The sequence below is a fragment of the Oleiagrimonas sp. genome (genome assembly GCF_027858935.1).
GTDB lineage: Bacteria > Pseudomonadota > Gammaproteobacteria > Xanthomonadales > Rhodanobacteraceae > Oleiagrimonas.
In genome coordinates this window covers 1-4,134 of record NZ_JAQIBU010000163.1, presented here as the reverse complement: position 1 = coordinate 4,134, position 4,134 = coordinate 1, and the positions used below count along the sequence as shown (strand labels likewise).

3 protein-coding genes are annotated in these 4,134 nt (G+C 67.6%); 1 reads left to right on the top strand and 2 read right to left on the bottom strand.

Annotated features, from left to right (window positions below):
- Window positions 1-2,179, bottom strand: a 2,179-nt coding sequence (locus PF446_RS05950) for a TonB-dependent receptor (RefSeq protein ID WP_298070323.1), incomplete at its 3' end; no start/stop codon positions are given.
- Window positions 2,176-2,961 carry an NRDE family protein gene (locus PF446_RS05945; RefSeq protein WP_298070322.1) on the bottom strand — a complete coding sequence of 262 codons (786 nt, stop codon included), beginning with the start codon at window positions 2,959-2,961 and terminating at the stop codon, window positions 2,176-2,178. The genes PF446_RS05950 and PF446_RS05945, both read right to left, overlap by 4 nt.
- Before the next feature lie 76 nt (window positions 2,962-3,037).
- Here PF446_RS05945 and PF446_RS05940 point away from each other — a divergent pair.
- Window positions 3,038-4,134: peptidoglycan DD-metalloendopeptidase family protein (locus PF446_RS05940; RefSeq protein ID WP_298070321.1), on the top strand; the 1,097-nt coding region annotated here is incomplete at its 3' end.

Here is a 4,134-nt window from a genome sequence, read left to right as displayed (position 1 = left end):
AATAGCGGCCGTTGGCGTCGTTGACGACCACCGCGCCGATGTAACGGCGGTTGGCCAGGTTGTCGATCCGTGCGCTGAGATCGAGCCGGGTGGATTCGTCCAGCGTGAAGGTGTAGCCGGCGTCGGCATCGACCTGCATGTAGCCGGGCGCGCGGTCGGCCTGCACATCGTTGACCACCACCGGGCCCACACCGGTGACTGTCACGCCCTGGCGCCAGCCCAGGTCCCCGCCGTGGGCCAGCCGCAGCGAGCCGTAGTCCCGTGGCACGCCGGGGATGGACGAGCCGGCGGCGACCGGGGTATCGGGCACGATGCAGGGCGCGCCGGTGCATGTCAGGTAGCCCTCGCTGAAGCGCGCGCGGATGTGTGTGTAGCCGGCCATCAGTTGCCAGTCCGGCACCAGTTCGCCGCTGGCCGACAGTTCCAGGCCCTCGCGGCGCGTACGTCCGGCGTTGCGGTAGGTCGCGCGGCCGTTGCTGTTGCTGGCCACCGCCAGTTCGTCGCGGGTGTCGGACCGGAACAACGCGGCATCCAGTTCGATCACCCGGTTCACGCGCCACTTGGCGCCCAACTCGTAATGGTCGCTGCGCGCGGGCTTGAGGTCGAACGCCAGCCCGGGCTGGCCGTCGCTGCGGTAGCCGAGCTCGCCGTAGGTCGGCGTCTGGAAGCCACGGCCGAAGCTGGCGTATAGCCGCACGTGGTCGGCCGGGCTGTAGCGCAGACCGACCACCGGCGTGTTCGCACGATAGGTCACGTGGCCGCTGTCGTCGGGGTTGGCCGCGGTGATGTAGTGGTCATGCTCGATGAAGCGCACGTCGTCGTGGCGCAGTCCCAGCAGCAGGGCCCAACGTGGCGTGAGGTGCCAGAACAGCTGCGCGTAACCGGCCACGGTATTGGCGTTGTCCAGCTCGTTGCGGCGCAGTGCGCCCTGCACGCCCAGGCTGCCGCCGATGAAGTTCTCGTATCCCTTGCGCCGCTGGATCTGGAACTCGCCGCTGGCGCCGAGCACGAACACGTAGCGTGTAGCACCGATCTCGCCGTGGTGCGTCCAGCGCACATCGCCGCCGCCGTAGTGGGTCGCCGGCGCGACTACGGCGCCGGCCTGCAGCGGGTTGGCCTGCACGAAGGGCGGGATCGACAGGAACTGGATGATGCTGCGGTGGCCGTCGTAGGCCATCACGCGCCATGCGTTGGCCGCGCTGAATGTCTGCTTGTAGACCAGGCCGACCTGGTTCTGCTCGGCACTCTTGCGGGTGTTGTATAGCGCGGCCACCGCGCTGGCCTGGCGCGGGTCCTGCGTGACCTGTGCGCGGGTCAGGCCCTGCGGGTCCTGGGTGTCGGGCTGGTAGAAGCGGTTCAGTACCACGATGAGCTTGCGCTGGCCACCGAGGTCGATGCCGAACCTGGCGTTGTCCGACTCGCGATGCACGCGGCTGTGTGCGCGATACCCGCCGGAGACATACGTGGAGGCGGCGATGTTGTAGTCCACACTCCCCACGGTGCCGCGCGTGTTGGCCAGGGCGCGGAAGCTGTCGTAGCTGCCGGCGTACACGCCCAACGTGGTCTGCGGGGTGGGCGTGCCGCCGGCCGTGTAGACCTGGATCACGCCGCCGGCGGCGTTGCCGTACAGCGCCGAGAACGGGCCGCGCAGCACTTCCACGCGATCGGCCGAGTCGAGGTTGAAGGCCGAGACCTGGCCCGAGCCATCGGGCAGCGTCGCGGGAATGCCGTCCATGTAGATGCGGATGCCGCGCACGCCAAAGGTGGCGCGCGCGCCGTAGCCGCGGATCGAGACCTGTTCGTCCTGGGCGTAGTCCTGGCGGTTGCGGACGAGGATGCCGGGGATGCCCGTCAGCACCTCGGAGAGATTGACGCCGGACTGGCCCGAACGGCCGGGATCGATGTAGGCCACGCTCAGCGCAGCCGGTACGTCGAACGGATCGATGTCCAGCCTGCTGGCGTTGATGCGCACGGCCGGCAGGGCCGTGGCCGGACCGGGCAGTGCGACACGCTTGCGCGCGGGGCTGGCTACATCCTGGGTTGATTCGTGGGCCGGTGCGGGCGCGGTGTCCTCGTCATGGGACGAAGCGGGGCGCGCCGCGCACGGCAACGTCATGCACAGCGCCAGGGTGACCTGGCCCATCATGTGCATGCGGGACCAGGCCGTGGACAGCGTCATTGCACGCCCGCCCCGTCGCCGATCGCGTCCAGCGCCATCGCAGTCTCGCCCTGGAACGCGCCATCGGGACCGTAGCGCCGTTCGCGCAGGGTGACCGCACCGTCCCGCGTGACCGTTACCAGGGTACTGGCCCGGGTGCCGTAGTCACGCCCGCGCATGAAGGCCGCCGACAGCCGCCGCTCCAGTTCGATGCCCACGCCGGTGTCGGGCAGCATGTCATCCGGCCATTCGCCGGGGTCGGACAGCGCTCCCCACAGCGGGGAAACGTCGTCGTCGCCGCGCGCCAGCCAGTCCGACAGGCGTGCCTTGATCGCTCGCGTCTTCGGCCACGGCGTATTGAAGTCGGCGTTGGACAGGCCATGCACGCCCGGCGGCACCGGTTCGATGCGCGCACGCGGATGATTGCCCTGATACCAGGCCTGCGCCTGATCGAAACACAGCAAGTTGAAAGGGCGGTAGCGCACGGCCTGATCATGCAAGTTGGCCACCCATGCCGCGGCACTGCCCGTGTCGCGCAGATAGTCGCTGACCAGCAGGCCGCGCGACCTGCCCGACCCGTCATGCCCGGGGTCGCGCACATTGGTCACCGTGGCCATGCGCCCTTGCGTGTTGACGCCCAGCCAGGTGCCACCGGCTTCCAGGTCACGCCCGGCAACCACCTGCGGCGCATCATCCCAGCGCGCCAGTGACGCGGTGGGTCGGGCATGGAATTCGTCGCGATTGGCGAGCAGCACCAGCCGCCAGCGCGGGTGGCAATTCCAGGCAAAGGCAATCAGGCACATGCTTTCATGCTACCCGCTGCAGGGGCCGTGTGTCGGCATCGCGCGTGCAGGGACGAACGGGCATAATCGAAGGCTCATGTCCGCCGCCTTTCTCCGCCCCCGATTTCGCTCCGTTGTTGCCGGCCTGTTGCTGGCCTTGGCCTTGACCGGAGTCGCCCGGGCAAGCGGTACTGCACGCGTCACCAATGAACACGCGCAACAGGCCCAGGCGAAGAAGAAGCTCGCCGCGATCAAGGACCGGATCCTGCGGCTGACCCGTGAGTTGCAAAAAACTGCAAACCACCGCAACCAAATCAATGCCACGCTTTCGGCCCAGGCGACCAAGCTTGACGATGCCGCGCGCGCGGTACGCCAAAGCGAGTCCGCCATCGCCGACAAACGCAAGCAGCTCAAGGCCCTCGAGGACCGACGCACGCCCCTGGAAAATCACCTCAAGAGCCAGCGCGCAGCCCTGGCCGATCTGCTGCGCGCCGCTTACGCACTGGGCCGGGGCTCGGACCTTCGCCTGTTGCTCGGCAACGATGACATCGCCCGTATCGACCGCGCGCTGGTCTACTCGCGTTATTTCCAGCACGATCGAATGGCGCGGATCCAAAGCCTTCTGGGCGACCTCAACCAGCTGCATGTGCTGGAAACCTCCATTCACCTGCAACAGCAGGCCCTCAAGATCGAACGCGACCAGCGCAAGTCCCGCATGCAGGCCCTTGCCAGCGAACGCGACAAGCAACGCGCGCTGCTGGCCCAAACACAGACACGGCTGAAGCAGCAGGGGCACCAACTCAAGCAACTGCAACGCAACCAGCGCGCGCTCAACGCGCTGATCAACCGTCTCGGCGACGTTTTTGCGGACATCCCACGGACGCTTTCCGACGAGAAGCCTTTTGCTGAACGCCGGGGGAAATTGTCGTGGCCGGTGCATGGAAAACTTGCAAGCAGTGGCGACGGGGTCTCGATTGATGCACCACGGGGCACAGCGGTGCGCGCGGTCGCGCATGGCCGCGTGGCCTTCGCCAATTTCCTGCGCGGCTACGGCATGCTGATCATCGTCGATCACGGCAACGGATGGATGAGCCTTTACGGCGACAACGAGTCGCTGCTGCACGACGTCGGTGACTGGGTCAATGCCGGCGAGGCCATTGGCACCTCGGGCATCGAGGCCGGCGGTCACGAAGG